At 71.9% G+C, this 13,491-nt stretch carries 13 protein-coding genes; 3 read left to right on the forward strand and 10 right to left on the reverse strand.

Annotated features, from left to right (window positions below; all coding sequences use genetic code 11):
- Positions 1-73: 73 nt before the first annotated feature.
- Positions 74-1,687 (reverse strand): MFS transporter, encoded by a 1,614-nt coding sequence (locus QF035_RS13650; protein ID WP_307520508.1) that lies wholly within the window; start codon positions 1,685-1,687, stop codon positions 74-76.
- A gap of 184 nt (positions 1,688-1,871) precedes the next feature.
- On the opposite strand from QF035_RS13650, the gene QF035_RS13655 reads away from it, so the two are divergent.
- Positions 1,872-2,558 carry a TetR/AcrR family transcriptional regulator gene (locus QF035_RS13655; protein WP_307520510.1) on the forward strand — a complete coding sequence of 229 codons (687 nt, stop codon included), beginning with the start codon at positions 1,872-1,874 and terminating at the stop codon, positions 2,556-2,558.
- Positions 2,559-2,615: 57 nt separating this feature from the next.
- Positions 2,616-3,398, forward strand: coding sequence for an LmeA family phospholipid-binding protein (locus QF035_RS13660; protein WP_307520512.1), 783 nt, complete (start codon positions 2,616-2,618; stop codon positions 3,396-3,398).
- Positions 3,399-3,414: 16 nt separating this feature from the next.
- Here QF035_RS13660 and QF035_RS13665 read toward each other — a convergent pair whose 3' ends face one another.
- The 9 genes from QF035_RS13665 to QF035_RS13705 form a co-directional block, all read right to left on the reverse strand.
- Positions 3,415-4,002, reverse strand: coding sequence for a rhodanese-like domain-containing protein (locus QF035_RS13665; RefSeq protein ID WP_307520514.1), 588 nt, complete (start codon positions 4,000-4,002; stop codon positions 3,415-3,417).
- Positions 4,003-4,144: 142 nt separating this feature from the next.
- Positions 4,145-4,891, reverse strand: a complete 747-nt coding sequence (locus QF035_RS13670) for a sulfite exporter TauE/SafE family protein (protein ID WP_307520516.1) — start codon at positions 4,889-4,891, stop codon at positions 4,145-4,147.
- 185 nt (positions 4,892-5,076) lie between these two features.
- Entirely contained in the window at positions 5,077-6,444 is a 1,368-nt protein-coding gene (locus QF035_RS13675; protein ID WP_307520517.1) for an MBL fold metallo-hydrolase, read from the reverse strand.
- A gap of 109 nt (positions 6,445-6,553) precedes the next feature.
- Complete coding sequence (locus tag QF035_RS13680) at positions 6,554-7,207, reverse strand: sigma-70 family RNA polymerase sigma factor (RefSeq protein WP_307520518.1); 654 nt, start codon at positions 7,205-7,207, stop codon at positions 6,554-6,556.
- A 217-nt stretch (positions 7,208-7,424) separates the two neighbouring features.
- Positions 7,425-8,180 (reverse strand): hypothetical protein, encoded by a 756-nt coding sequence (locus tag QF035_RS13685; protein WP_307520519.1) that lies wholly within the window; start codon positions 8,178-8,180, stop codon positions 7,425-7,427.
- 34 nt (positions 8,181-8,214) lie between these two features.
- A complete protein-coding gene (locus tag QF035_RS13690) occupies positions 8,215-8,778 on the reverse strand; it encodes a copper chaperone PCu(A)C (protein ID WP_307520521.1) in 564 nt (187 codons plus the stop codon).
- Positions 8,775-11,036, reverse strand: a complete 2,262-nt coding sequence (locus QF035_RS13695; protein WP_307520522.1) for a heavy metal translocating P-type ATPase — start codon at positions 11,034-11,036, stop codon at positions 8,775-8,777. Before QF035_RS13695 ends, QF035_RS13690 begins: the two co-directional genes overlap by 4 nt.
- Positions 11,033-11,350, reverse strand: a complete 318-nt coding sequence (locus QF035_RS13700; protein ID WP_373466642.1) for a hypothetical protein — start codon at positions 11,348-11,350, stop codon at positions 11,033-11,035. Before QF035_RS13700 ends, QF035_RS13695 begins: the two co-directional genes overlap by 4 nt.
- A gap of 101 nt (positions 11,351-11,451) precedes the next feature.
- Positions 11,452-11,721, reverse strand: coding sequence for a hypothetical protein (locus QF035_RS13705; protein ID WP_373466643.1), 270 nt, complete (start codon positions 11,719-11,721; stop codon positions 11,452-11,454).
- Positions 11,722-12,016: 295 nt separating this feature from the next.
- Here QF035_RS13705 and QF035_RS13710 point away from each other — a divergent pair, with 295 nt between their 5' ends.
- A complete protein-coding gene (locus tag QF035_RS13710) occupies positions 12,017-13,471 on the forward strand; it encodes a Gfo/Idh/MocA family protein (protein WP_373466644.1) in 1,455 nt (484 codons plus the stop codon).
- The last annotated feature ends 20 nt before the right edge of the window (positions 13,472-13,491 follow it).

A 13,491-nucleotide genomic window follows, 5' to 3' on the forward strand; every position in this document is an offset into this window, starting at 1 on the left:
GAGGCCGGACCCCAGGTCCGGCCTCCTTTTGCGGTCGGCTCCGTTCTTCATGAACCGACCCGTGTGTGGGTCCTCAGGAGACGTCCACGTGCTCCTTCGGGCTCTCCTTCGGCTCCTCCGGCTCCTCCTGGTCGTGCTTGGCGGCCTTACGGCCGGGCAGGACCGCGATGACGATCATGGTTCCGGCGGCCATGATGATCCCGCCGATCAGGCTGGTGTGCGCGACACCGTGGGCGAAGGCCTCGTGGACCGCGTCGATCAGGGCCTGCGCCTGCTCGGGTCCGGCGGAGGGCGTCTTCGCGATCTGCTCTGCGACCGCCAGACCGCCGCCGACCGAGTCCTTGGCCGTCTCCAGCGCGGAGGCCGGCAGCTGCCCGCCGACCAGGTCGGTCAGCCGGTCCTTGTAGGCGGTGGCCAGCAGCGAGCCCAGTACGGCGATGCCGAGGGAGCCGCCGAGTTCCAGCGCGGTGTCGTTGGCGCCGCCGCCGACGCCCAGCTCGCTCTCCGGGAACGAGCCCATGATGGTGTCGGTGGCCGGGGACACGCTCAGACCGATCGCGAACCCGAGCATCATCATCGGCGCCAGGAAGTCGGCGTACGTGGAGCCTGTGTCGATCCGGGTGAGCAGGAGGACGCCCACGGTACCGATCGCCATTCCGGCCACCACCATGGCCTTCATGCCCAGCTTCGGCGTCAGGCGACCGGTGGCCGCGGCGCCGACGAACACCGCGCCGGCCAGCGGCAGCAGACGGACGCCGGTCTCCAGCGCTCCGTAGCCGAGGACGAACTGCAGGAACTGGGTGGAGTAGTAGATCGCCCCGAAGGTGCCGAAGAAGAAGAACAGCACCGCCAGCATGGAGCCGCTGAAGGGACGCTGGGCGAACCTGCGCACGTCCAGCATCGGGTGCGGGTGGCGCAGCTCCCAGAGGACGAAGGCCGGCAGGCCCACGCCCGCGACCACCGCGGCGGCGACCGGGCCGGTGCCCCAGCCGAAGTGTGGGCCCTCGATGATCGCGTAGACCAGCGAGCCGACGGAGACGATCGACAGCAGTCCGCCCACGTAGTCGATCCGGCCGGCGTTCGCCGCCTTCGACGGCGGCACCAGGACCAGCGCGCCGATCACGGCGACGACGGCGATGGGGACGTTGATCAGGAAGGTCGAGCCCCAGGCGTGGTCCTCCAGGAGCCAGCCGGCCACCAGCGGACCGACCGCGATGGCGAGGCCGGAGGTGGCGGTCCAGGCCGTGATCGCCTTGGCCCGCTCACGCTTCGGGAAGATCGCGACCAGCAGGGACAGCGTGGCCGGCATGACCACCGCCGCGCCGACGCCCATGATCGCGCGAGCCGTGATCACCAGGCCCGTCCCGTCGACCAGGCTGCCCATCACCGAACCGCCCGCGAAGATCACCAGACCCGCGACGAGCGCCCCGCGACGGCTGTACTTGTCGCCGATCGAGCCCAGGACGAGCATCAGCGCGGCGTACGGAACGGTGTAGCCGTCGATGACCCACTGCAGGTCACTGCTGCTCAGGCCCAGGTCCTGGGTCATGTCCGGCGCCGCCACGATCAGTGACGTGTTCGCCATGACCACGATCAGCAGACTCAGACACAGCACCAGCAGGGCGAGCCAGCGCCGTGAGTACGGCCCTGTCATCTTCTCGACGGGTGTGTTGGCGAAGAGCGGCATCGAAAGCTCCCAGGGGGTGAGCGGGACGAGCGGGGCGACTTAATTGCCCACTGATGTGCAGACTAGTTTATTGCCCATTGGTGTGCAAATATCGCGGTAGCCCTCCCTGCCCCAGCCCGCCCGTCTGCCCGCTAGCCCGTCCGCCCGCCTACCTGCCTGCCTGCCTGCCTGCCGAGGTACCGATGTGACCAGCCCGCCAGCGACGCACGAACCCCTCAGCCGTACGACCCGCGCCACCCGCACGCGCATCTTGGAAGCGGCCCTGCGGGAACTGGGGCGCAACGCCGACAGCAGCCTCGGTGACATCGCCGAGGCGGCGGGTGTGGCGCGTCGGACCGTGTACGCGCACTTCGCGGGGCGGGCCGCACTGGTCGGAGGCCTCGCGGCGGACGCCGGGGAAGCGATTCGCGTCGCGATCGCCGTCATCGACGCACCGGGGCCGGTTACTGGTCAGGCTCCGGACGCCGCGACTGCCCTGGCGCGTGTCGTCCTCACCCTCTGGCCGGTCGGTGACCGCTATCGCACGCTCATCGGGCTGGCCCGCCAGGATCTGGGGGCCAACGGGTTCAGCGGACTACTGACTCCCGTCCGCGACAAGGTCGCCGGGATCCTGGCCCACGGCCAACGGCAGGGCGTCTTCCGCACCGGCGTCCCGCCCGGCCCCCTCAGCAGAGCCCTGGAAGCGCACATCCTGGTCCTCCTCGACAGCGTCAACTCCGGGGTCTGGGCCGACGACGGCACGGGCGCCGCCACCACGACCTTGATCGCCGCGGGCGCCGACCGCGATGTCGCGGCTTCGACGATTCGCCGCCTCTGCGATGCCAACCAGCCCGGGGGCAGTGCTCAGCAGCCCGGGCGCGATGCCCAGTAGCCCGGGTGCCGAGCAACTCGGGCACCCAGCAACCCCGTACACATGACAGGAGAGTTCATGTACCGCCCCCATCCCGAATACCGCGACGACTTCGCGTACCAGGACGACTTCGCGTACGAGCCGGACGCCGCGCGGACGCACCGGCAACCGCTCGTCATCGCCCTGGCAGCCCTGTGCGCGCTGATCCTCGTCCCCGTCGCGGTCGACCGTGTCGTGGCGGCGCGGGTGGAGTCGGGTACGGCCGAGGCGTTCCAGGAGGGCATGGGTACCGCGACGCGGCCCGAGGTCCATGTGCGCGGCATCCCCGTGCTGACACAGGTGGCCGCCGGCACCCTGCGGCATGTGGACATCAGCGCCCACGACATACCCGCCGACGAGACCACCCGCCCGCTGCCGGTGACCGAACTCGACCTGAAGCTCGACGACTTGCGGAAGTCGGACGACGGCAGCGAGGCACGGGCGCGCAGCGCCGAAGCGACCGCCCGGCTGTCGTACACCGACGTGTCCGACGCCCTCGGCCTGGAGGTGTCCCAGGGCGACCGGCCCGGCCGGATCAGCGCGAGGATCGCGATGCCGTTCGGCGACGGGATCGCCGTGACGGTGAAAGTGTCGGCGGTCTCGGGCAACCGCATCGCCTTCGAGGACTTCCGGGTGACGAGCGGCGTACTGCCCAGCGCCGGTCAGGTACTGCTCGACAAGATCTTCGAGCAGCCGATCCAGCTGCGGAACATCCCCGACGGCCTGCGTCTTCGCTCGGTCACCACCACGGACGACGGCCTCACCGCCCATTTCTCGGGCACGTCGGTCACCTTCCTCCCCGACGACGCGGCACAGGGCTGACCGCCCTCGCCCCTGCTCAGCGACTGCGCAGAGCGGCCAGCGCGGCCTCCAGGTCGGCCGTGCGAGGGCGGTTGTGCGGCAGCTTGCCGAGCAGGACCGCCATGGTGCAGGTGTTGGTGAGCGCGGAGAGGACCAGACCGCCCGCCACCCCGGCCGAGAGGATCTGAAAGGCAGGGTGAACGAGCAGTCCCAGGGCCAGTCCGACGAGTACGAGCGTGCCTGCGGTGAAACGCACCTGGCGTTCCATGGCCCAGGCGGCACGGGTGGCGGAGGCCGCAGGCCGGTCCAGGTCGTTGCCCTCGGAGGCCCAGGCGGTCGTGCCGCCGGCGAGGGTCGCCGAAGCAATGCCCTCTCCGGCCAGCAGTTCACAGGCGGCCTGGGACCGGTTGCCGGAGGCACACACCATCAGGACGTCACCGCGCTCGGTGGCGTGCCGTAGGTCCGGCAGCGCCCGCCGCACCTGGTCCAGCGGGATGTTCAGGGCGCCGGGCACATGACCCGAGGCGTACTCGCCCGGTGTCCGTACGTCGATGACGGTGAGGTCGTGCAGCCGACTGCGGGCCTCGCCGACGCCGAGGACGACGGGGGTGGGGGAAACGGTCATGACTGAGGTGCTCCTGTTGCGTTCGGAGGTGCTGGAGGTACGAGGGGTACTGGAGGTACGGGGGTACTGGAGTGATCGAGCGGCTGTGGCTGCGGCTGGTTGCTGTGGCTGTGGCTGTGGCTGTGGCTGTGGCTGGAGCCGGTCACACCGCCGTGTCGATGAGCATGAGGGCGGCCACCGCGAGCAGCACCAGGGCGAAGACCCGTTGGAGCGTGGGGCCGGACACCTTCGCGGCGAGGCGTTTGCCGTCCCACGCGCCGAGGATCGCGGCCCCGGCGAAGGGGGCGATGACGGCCCAGTCCAGGCCGTCGGCCGTACCGGCGCGCATCACGAGCGCGGCGAGCGAGTTGACGGTGATGACGAGCAGGCTGGTGCCCACCGCCTCCCTCATCCGCAGACCGAGCACGCCCACGAGCGCCGGTACGGCGAGGAAGCCGCCGCCGACTCCGAGTACGCCGGTGACCGCGCCGAGCCCGCCACCGGCCGCCGCGGCCCGCCCGGACCGGACCGGCCGGGCGTCGTCCGGACTCTTCCGGGAGCGCAGCATATGTACCGCCGCCACCGCCGCGACCACGGCGAAGGCGCCGGTCAGCGCGGCGGCGGGCAGCCTCCCCGCGACCGCGCCGCCCAGCAGCGCCGGGCCGATGCCCGCCGCCGCGAACAGCGCTCCCGTACGCCAGCGGACCTGGCCGTCGCGTGCGTGGCCGGACAGTGCCGTGGCCGAGGTCGCGGTCACGATGACGAGGCTCGCGGTGCTGGCCGCGACCGGGGTGAAACCGAGCAGATAGATCAGGGCGGGGACGGCCAGGACACTGCCGCCGCCCCCGAGCGCTCCGAGCGCCAGACCGATGACGGCACCGGCCGGCAGGGCGAGTATGAGAGGGCTCACGCCGACGTGCCGTTCTCAACGCTGTCGGCGCGGCCGGGAGCACGGGGCAATGGGAGGGGATGCATCGGCACGGTCTCGCTTCTTTCTGGTGACTCTTTCCGGTGACAGAGGACGGATGCCGCGCGAAGGCCGAGCTCGCGCAGGAGCTGACCCACACAAGGACTGGCCCTCGTACCGGCGCGTGTTCAGGCGGTCCGGACCGTGAGGCCGGCCTTCTCCGCCGCGGCGAACGCGTCGTCCACGGCGACGACTTCACGGCCCGCCGCGTCCAGCAGGGAGGCGGCGATCGCGGCGCGCATGCCGCCCGCGCAGTGCACCCACACCTCGCCCGCGGGAATCTCGCCGAGGCGCCCGTGCAGGGCGTGGACCGGGATGTGGACCGAGCCCTCGATGAAGCCGTCGGCGCGTTCGGACGACCGCCGGACGTCCAGTACGACGAGGCCGTCACCGGGGTGCCGAGCGGCGAGGTCGGCGAACGTGGCCCGACGGAAGGCGGCCAGGGGCTCGCCCTCGCGTACCCATGCCGAGGGTTCACCGGTGGCCGCGGCGGCCGGGCGATCGACGCCGACCCGGACCAACTCGCGCTGGGCGGCGGCCAGTTGCCCGGACGATTCGGCGAGCAGTGTCACCGGTTTGCCCCAGGGGATCAACCAGGCCAGATAGGTGGCCAGTTGGCCCTCGGCCTCGAAGTTGAACGAGCCCGCGACATGCCCTTCGGCGAACGCGACCCGGTTGCGCAGATCGACCACCCACTCCCCTGCGGCCAGCCGGGCCGCGATCTCGTCGGCGTCGGCCACGGCCGGTGGAGTGAGGTCGACGGGCGCGGGCCCCGCCGCGTTTGCCGGCCCCATGTGCGCGTAGTAGGCGGGGACTTCGTCCAGCCCTGCCAGCAGATCGGCGACGAAGGTGTCCACGTCCCGGGTGAGTGCCTCGTTGGCCGACTTCTCCTTGCCGATGGTGGTGGCACCGCCCTCGGCCGGGCCGGCGGAACAGAAGCTACCGAAGCCGTGGGTGGGCAACACCGTTGTCTCGTCGGGGAGTTCGTCCGCGAGCCGACGGGCGGAGGCGTGCTGGGCGCGGGCGAGGCCCTCGGTCAGGCGCGGTTCGACGAGGTCGGGGCGCCCGACCGTGCCGATGAGCAGCGACCCACCCGTGAAGACCGCGACCGCCGCCCCGTCCGCCTCCAGGACGTACGAGGTGTGGTGCGGGGTGTGGCCGGGGGTCGCGAGCGCGCGCAGAACCAGACCCGCGCCGGCGTCGACGACCATGGTGTCCCCGTCGTGCACGGGTGTCCGCTCGAAGGAGACGCGGGCTCCGGCCGGAACGAGGTAGGCCGCGCCCGTGAGCCGGGCCAGCTCCGGACCGCCGGTGACGTAGTCGTTGTGCACATGTGTCTCGACCACATGCGCTATCCGCACGCCCCGTCGGGCCGCCGCCGCGATCACCTGGTCGACGTCTCGCGGCGGGTCGACCACCAGGGCCTCCCGCCTGCCGCCCGCCAGATAGCTGCGGTTGCCGAGCCCCGCCACCTCGATGGTGTCGATGAAGAACATGTCGGGCACTCCTTCCGAACGAAAATTACCCCCGGGGGTATATGAGGGACACTAGCATGTACCCCCGGGGGTATTTGAAAGCTGTTCGAAAGGCTGGGGACCGGGCCGGTCAGGCGGCCCGGTCACGCGGCTCGAACGCGGGATCCGCGTGCCCGCCGTGCCCGCGTGCGGCCGGTGCGTCGGCCTCGGCGAGCAGGTCGACGAGGGTGGCGCGGGCACGGGCCACGCGGGAGCGGACGGTTCCGACGGGGCAGTCGCTGAGCTCGGCCGCCTCGGCGTACGGCAGCCCCATCAGCTGGGTGAGCACGAACGCCTCACGCCGCTCGTCGGGCAGCGCGGCCAGCAGATCGAGGAGCGCGACCCCGTCGTCGAAGCCGGGCAGGCCGTGCGGCTGAGCGTGTTCGACCGCCAGCCGCCAGTCCTGTACGTCGGACAGCCGCGGCCGGGCAGCGGCGTACCGGAAGCTGTCGATCACCGCGCGGCGCGCGATGGACAGCAGCCACGTACGGGCCGAGCAACGCCCCTCGAACCGGTGCAGGCTGCCGAGCGCGCGCAGGAACGTGTCCTGGGCCAGGTCGTCGGCGGCCTGCGGGTCGGCGGAGAGATGGGCGACGTAGCGCACGACATCGCGGTGCAGGGCGCGGACGAAACGCTCGACGGCGTCCGGGTCGCCGCCACGGGCGGCCATCGCCCAGGCGGTTATCGACTCGTCGCTTCTGTCGTGCGATCTGTCGTGCGAAGCGGGCAGGGCTGGAGTGATCACCAGTGGTCCTTCTCGGGTCATCCGGGATCCGGACCGACGGCGCGCGTGAGTACGTGAGTACGTGCGTACGTGGGCCATGGGCGCGTGGGCGCGTTGGTTCCGCGTGGGCACGTGGACGGTTGGCGCATCGGTCCGGCGCGTGGGGTACGGCCGGCCGTACGGGAGGTAGGGCCGGTGCCCGAGGTGCGCGGGGAGGCGCCTCGGGGATCCTGCTGTCTCAGGCGACAGCGGTCCCGACGGGCGGACCTCGTGAGGTGATCGCGTGGACGAGGAGCAGCCGTCGCGGCGAACGGTCCGGGGCGCGGCGGGGTACGCGGACGCGCGGCCGGTGCGGCGGTGCGGGCAGGGCGAGCAGCAGCCGCAGCGGGGCGGCGAGTCGGCCGGCCACCGCCCGCAGGATGCGGAAGGCCGCGCGCTCGCCGTACGCGAGCCACAGACCGCACAGCAGCGCGGCCAGCAGGTGGGCGGCCGGCATGCCGAGCGAGGACATGCCGTCCATGTCGTCCATGCCGTGCGCCGGGTGAGCCATGAGCCCTGAACCCATGTGCCCCATGTCCATGGCGTCCGTGGAAGCCGTGTGTGTGGACCCCATGGGTACGGAGCCCATGTGGGCAGAATCCATGGGTGCAGAGCCCATGGGCGAGGAAGTCATGTCGCGCCCGGCGGAGCCCATCGGCATCGAGCCCCCGGCGCCGGGCCCCCAGCCCACCGGCGGAGCCACCGACTGGGCGAGCGAAAACCCCGTGTGGAGCAGCCCCTGGGCGACGACCACCACGGTCACGATCAGTGGCAGTCCGCGTTCACGGGCGGCCAGGCACCAGCCCGTGCCGCCCGTCACCACTCCCCCGGCGGCCATCGTCCACCAGGGCACCGGGGAGCCGGACATCATCACGTGCCCGAGGGCGGCGAGCACCACGCAGACGGCCGCGAACACCGCGGCACGTACCGTGCGTATCCCCCACCCCGTGGTCATGACAGGCCTCGTCCTCGCATCCGTCGGCCGGTCGTCACGGGGAGGCACGTACGTCGCCCGGGCTGACCACGACCGCCTCCACCGTGACCGGCCCGCTGCGCCGGAAGTGCAGCGTGAACGGGACCGGATCGCCGAGTTCCCACCGCGGGCCCGCCCGCAGGATCACATCGAGGCCGTGCGGGGACATGGTGAGACTGCCGTGGGCGGGGACGGCGGCCGAGTCCACCGGGGCCCGGTACGCGGCGCCGGCGCCCGTGGTGCGGTGACGCCCGAGCGTGAGCTCACCACCGACGCCGGGCGACTCGACGCGCACGAGCCGGTCCTCCTCGTCCCCGGAGTTGGTGACCCGGAAGAACGCGGCGGTGTCCCGGGTGTCGCCGTACGGGAGGAAGACGCGTCCGGCGGTGACCTCGATCCGCGCCGGGTCACCCGCTCGGCCGGCGGCGACCCAGGTGGTCAGGGCACCGAGCGCGACGCTGCACGCGGCGACGGGCGCGAGCGCGGTGAGCAGGGTGTCGGTGAGGCGGCGCCGGGTCGGACGCCACGGATGCGGGTCGGTCGTCCGCGTCGTCGTCTGCTGGGCGGTCGTCCGCGTCATCGTGTGCGGCTCCGGGTTCGCGTCGGCTGCCACGCGCGCAGCCGCAGACTGTTGCCGACCACGAGCAGCGAACTCACCGACATGGCCGCCGCGGCCACCATCGGATTGAGCAGTCCCACCATGGCGAGCGGCACGGTCACCGCGTTGTAGCCGAAGGCCCACAGGAGGTTGACCCTGATGGTGCCGAGGGTGCGCCGGGCGAGCCGTACGGCGTCTCCCAGGGCCTCGATGTCGCCGCGTACGAGCGTCACGTCGGCAGCTCCGACGGCCGCGTCCGTCCCGCCGCCCATGGCGATCCCCAGGTCGGCGCCGGCCAGCGCGGCGGCGTCGTTCACCCCGTCGCCGACGACCGCGACCCGGCGGCCGTCCTCCCTCAACTCCCTTACGAGGGCGGCCTTTCCCTCGGGTGTGCATCGGGCGTGCACCTCCTCGATGCCGAGCGCGGACGCGACGGCCCGGGCCGGGGCCTCCCGGTCCCCGGTGGCGAGCACCGGCCGCACCCCCAGCCTCCGCAGCCGGTCGACCGCCCGGTAGCTCCCGGGCCGCACGACGTCACCGATCTCGATCAGCGCCTCGGGCACACCGTCCACCAGGACAACGACCGGCGTGTACGCGGCGGCCTCCGCCACCGGCAGCGCGTCCGCGAGCGCCGGGGGCAACTCGTCGTCCGGCGCGCGGACTTCGACCAGCCTCCCCTCGACCCGGCCCCGGACACCGCGGCCCGCCTCGGCGCTGAACTCCCCCACGTCCGGCAACGGCCGCTCGGGCAGGGTCCGTTGCGCGTACGAGACGATCGCGCGCCCCAGCGGATGTTCGGAGCCCTGTTCCACCGCACCGGCCAGCCGCAGCACCGCCTCCCGCCCGAGTCCGCCGGGCACTGCGGTGACCCGGGCGACGCTCATGTGGCCGGAGGTGAGGGTGCCGGTCTTGTCGAGTACGACCGTGTCGATGTGCTGGAGCGACTCCAGGGCCTGCGGTCCGCGGACCAGGACGCCCAGTTGGGCGCCACGCCCGGTGGCGGCCATGAGCGCGGTCGGTGTCGCCAGACCCAGCGCGCAGGGACAGGCCACGACCAGTACCGCCACGCAAGCGGTGACCGCCGCCTGCGGATCGGCTCCCGCACCGAGCCAGAACCCGAGCACGGTCACGGCGAGCGCCAGCACCACGGGCACGAACACCCCGGCCACCGCGTCGGCCAGCCGCTGGGCGCGCGCCTTTCCCGCCTGAGCATCCGTCACTAGCTTGGTGATACGGGCGAGTTGGGTGTCGGCGCCGACCGCCGTGGCCCGTACGAGCAGCAGCCCGCCCGCGTTGACGGCCCCGCCCACCACCGCCGAGCCCGGGCCGACCTCGACCGGCTCGCTCTCACCCGTGACCAGGGACAGGTCCACGGCGGAACTGCCCTCCGTCACCTCCCCATCGGTGGCGACCCGCTCTCCGGGACGTACGACGAAGACGTGCCCAGTCCTCAACTGCTCGACGGGCAGCAGCCGTTCGGAGCCGCCCTGGCGTACCGAGACCTCCTTGGCGGCGAGTTGGGCGAGCGACCGCAGTGCCGCCCCTGTCCCGTGCCGGGCCCGCGCCTCCAGGAAGCGCCCGGCCAGCACGAACAGCGGTACTCCCACGGCCGCTTCGAGATAGATGTGCGCGGCGCCCTCCGACGCCGAGGGCAGCAGACTGAACGGCATCCGCATCCCGGGATCGCCCGCGCCCCCGAGGAAGAGCGCGTACGCCGACCAGGAGAAGGACGCCACCACGCCCAGGGAGACCAGCGTGTCCATGGTCGCCGTCGAGTGCCGCAGCCCGCGCAACGCCCGTACGTGGAAGGGCCAAGAACTCCAGACCGCGACCGGGGCGGCCAGTACGAAGCACAGCCACTGCCAGTTGCGGAACTGCCAGGCGGGCACCATCGACAGGGCGAGCACCGGCACGGCGAGCAGCGCCGTGACCGTCAGCCGTTCGCGCTCCTGCCGGGCGTCTTCGGGCTCGTCCTCGCTCTCGCCCCCACCTTCCGGCTGCTCGGGAGGGGCCGGGAGGGCGGCCGTGTATCCCGCCTTCTCGACCATGGCGACGAGTTCCTCGGGAGGGACATGGGCCGGATGGCTCACCCGGGCCCGCCCGGTGGCCAGGTTGACGGTCGCGGTGACGCCGTCCAGCTTGGCCAGCTTCTTCTCGACACGGTTCACGCAGGCCGCGCAGGTCATCCCGCCGACGGTCAGGTCGGTCGTCACGACGACGGCCACCGGTTCGGCACTCATCGGCCGCCGCTCCCGTGCGTGTCTCCCATGTCCATGTCCATGCCGCCCCCGCCGCTGTCGCCGCCTCCGTCACCGCCGCCGTCTCCGTCACGGCTCGTTCCGGTCTCGTGCATGCCGGGTGCCACGGGACCGACGGCGGCACCGGCCACGTACGACGCCACGAACATGAGCGCGAGCAGGAGCAGGAAGCCGCACAGCGCGGGCGGCGGCACCGGCTTCCGCAGCGCCGCGACTGGGGCCGCGTTCATGCCGGCACCCGCACTCGTGCCCGCGTCCGCGTCCGCGTCCGGGGAGGATTGTCGGGACTCGCCCATTCCGGTTCTCCAGATCGCACGGCGTCGGCCGGTCCGGGCCGTGACGGTCCAGAAGTCGGGCGCGCACCCCTATGAGTTCCGGCGAGGGCCTGTGGCGTACGTCACTCGGGCAGTGCCGTCACCGCTCCTGGCCGGTGCGGCATCCGTACGTCGACCCCGGTGAGCGCCAACGCCAGCGGTCCCGGCGCCAGGAACGCCAGCGGCAGCAGCATCCAGGCGCACAACGCGGCCGCCGCGACGGCGAGCAGGACGGGACCCCTGCCGCCCACGTCCCGTACGGAGTCCCGGGCGGCCCCGCCCACCGCCGCCCGCCAGTCTGTGAGCGACTCGGGGCGCCCGCAGGCGCGAAGGCCCACGACGGCCGCGTACACGCCGATGGTCTACGGCCTCCTGGGTTCGGGCCGCCCTGTCCGGGTTGCCCCACCAGGTGTAGCGCGGCGAGACCGTGCCGCCTGCGCTGGTCGACTCGCCCGTGTCCGAGCAGGCGGCGAGTGCCGCTGCCGCTGCGCAGAGCGCGAGGGCCGCCGCCGTCGTGCGGGACGGCCGGGACTTGGCTGTCCTGCGGGGCGGCCAGGACTTCCTTGTCCTGTTTCCGGGCATGAGTGGGTCACCTCTTTCGCTAGAAAGCGCTTCCACCCCGGTGATACGACCCTAGGGAAGGTCCTGATGTCAGAACAAGATCCGTGCATCGCTTCTGTCACGCCCGGCGCTGCTGGCTCGTCCGTTGCTGCTGGCTCGCCCGTTGCTTCTGGTTCACCCGTTGCTTCTGGCTCGTCCGTTGCGGAGAGGCGTCGTTGTGCCGTGGTGGGGTTGGGTGCTCGTGCTCGGATGTTTACCGAGGCGATCACCGGGCCGTACTCGGACCGGATCGAGTTGGTGGGCTTCTGTGACGTCAACGCCCGTCGTATGGCCGTCCACAACGGGTGGATCGCGGACGGTCATCCTGGGCGGGGGACCGTGGCGGCCTACGCCGCCGAGGACTTCGACGTGATGCTTCGGCGGGAGCGGGTGGACCTTGTCGTGGTGTGCAGTGTCGACCGCACCCACGACGACTACATCGTGCGGGCGCTGGAGGCGGGGTGCGATGTCGTCACGGAGAAGCCGATGACCACGGACGCCGACAAGGCCCGCCGCATTCTCGATGCCCGGCGGCGGACCGGGGGTGAGGTGCGGGTCGCCTTCAACTACCGCTACAACCCTGTGCATTCGGCCGTACGGGAAGTCATCGCGGGCGGGGAGATCGGTGAGGTCGGGTCTGTGCACTTCGAGTGGCTGCTCGATCTGCGGCACGGTGCGGACTACTTCCGGCGGTGGCACCGGGACAAGGCCAACTCCGGTGGGCTGATGGTGCACAAGGCCACGCATCACTTCGATCTCGTCAACTGGTGGTTGGGTACGGAGCCGGAGACCGTGTTCGCGCAGGGTGGGCTGTTCTTCTACGGCGAGGAGGCCGGGCGGCGGCGGGGGCTCGCGCGGCCCTACGCCCGGGCCCATGGCGCCCCTTCGGCGCAGGACGACCCCTTCGCGGTGCGGCTTGCGGACTCCGAGGTGCTGAGTGCGCTCTATCTGGACGCGGAGGCGGAGGACGGGTATCACCGCGACCAGAACGTGTTCGGGCCCGGCGTGAGCATCGAGGACGACATGGCTGTGCTTGTGCGGTATGCGTCTGGGGCCTCGCTGACCTATCACCTGACTGCCTATTCGCCCTGGGAGGGGTATCGCGTCGCCTTCAACGGGAGCGAGGGGCGGTTGGAGTTGCTGGTGGAGGAGTCGACGTGGACTCGGTCCTCGGTGCGGGGCGATGGTGCGAGTCCTGTTATGCACGGGGCGACTGTGGGGGATGAGGTCGGGCGTACGGAGTTGTTGGTGCGGCGGTTCTGGGAGCCTGCGCGTGTGGTGAAGGTCGGGAGCGGGGAGGGTGAGGCTTCGGCTGAGGGTGGACATGGGGGTGGGGATGTGCGGATGCTGGCCGATCTGTTCGGGGATCGGTCCGGCGGGGATGCCCTGGGGCGGGCTGCCGACGCGGTTGACGGGGCGAGGTCGTTGGTTACCGGGCTGGCCGCCAATGAGTCGTTCGTGACCGGGCTGCCTGTTCGGGTGCGGGATCTGTTGGACGTTTGAGGGCGTCGGTTCGGCCTGCC

The sequence above is a fragment of the Streptomyces umbrinus genome (assembly GCF_030817415.1).
Classification (GTDB): Bacteria; Actinomycetota; Actinomycetes; order Streptomycetales; family Streptomycetaceae; genus Streptomyces; species Streptomyces umbrinus_A.

Bases quoted from the DNA above. Each gene is read 5' to 3' on its own strand.
- QF035_RS13700 (WP_373466642.1), bottom strand. From the start codon at position 11,350: ATGGGCGAGTCCCGACAATCCTCCCCGGACGCGGACGCGGACGCGGGC.
- QF035_RS13665 (WP_307520514.1), bottom strand. From the start codon at position 4,002: ATGACCGTTTCCCCCACCCCCGTCGTCCTCGGCGTCGGCGAGGCCCGC.
- QF035_RS13695 (WP_307520522.1), bottom strand. From the start codon at position 11,036: ATGAGTGCCGAACCGGTGGCCGTCGTCGTGACGACCGACCTGACCGTC.
- QF035_RS13685 (WP_307520519.1), bottom strand. From the start codon at position 8,180: ATGACCACGGGGTGGGGGATACGCACGGTACGTGCCGCGGTGTTCGCG.
- QF035_RS13650 (WP_307520508.1), bottom strand. From the start codon at position 1,687: ATGCCGCTCTTCGCCAACACACCCGTCGAGAAGATGACAGGGCCGTAC.
- QF035_RS13660 (WP_307520512.1), top strand. From the start codon at position 2,616: ATGTACCGCCCCCATCCCGAATACCGCGACGACTTCGCGTACCAGGAC.
- QF035_RS13690 (WP_307520521.1), bottom strand. From the start codon at position 8,778: ATGACGCGGACGACCGCCCAGCAGACGACGACGCGGACGACCGACCCG.
- QF035_RS13710 (WP_373466644.1), top strand. From the start codon at position 12,017: ATGTCAGAACAAGATCCGTGCATCGCTTCTGTCACGCCCGGCGCTGCT.
- QF035_RS13675 (WP_307520517.1), bottom strand. From the start codon at position 6,444: ATGTTCTTCATCGACACCATCGAGGTGGCGGGGCTCGGCAACCGCAGC.